Source organism: Bradyrhizobium sp. Kon58 (assembly GCF_055807455.1).
In genome coordinates, this window is the sequence record NZ_JBVVOT010000198.1 from 1 (window position 1) to 385 (window position 385).

Consider the following 385-nt stretch of genomic DNA (forward strand, 5'->3'; position numbering starts at 1 on the left):
TCATGGATGATCTGTTGCGGGAGTTTTTGACGGAAACCAGCGAGAGCCTGGACACCGTGGACAATCAGCTGGTGAAGTTCGAGCAGGAGCCGAACAACGCCAAGATCCTGGATAACATCTTCCGCCTGGTCCACACCATCAAGGGGACGTGCGGCTTCCTCGGATTGCCGCGCCTTGAAGCGCTGGCGCATGCCGGCGAGACGCTGATGGGCAAATTCCGTGACGGCATGCCGGTGACGGGGCAGGCGGTGACGGTGATCCTGTCGTCGATCGACCGCATCAAGGAAATTCTGGCCGGGCTGGAGGCGACCGAAGCCGAGCCCGAGGGCACCGACCGCGATCTCATCGACAAGCTGGAAGCGATGGTCGAGCAGGGCATGGCGGC

At 62.1% G+C, this 385-nt stretch carries 1 protein-coding gene; it reads left to right on the top strand.

Annotated features, from left to right (window positions below):
* Window positions 1-2: 2 nt before the first annotated feature.
* On the top strand, window positions 3-385 hold a 383-nt coding region (locus AC0L20_RS40100), incomplete at its 3' end, for an Hpt domain-containing protein (RefSeq protein WP_473295685.1).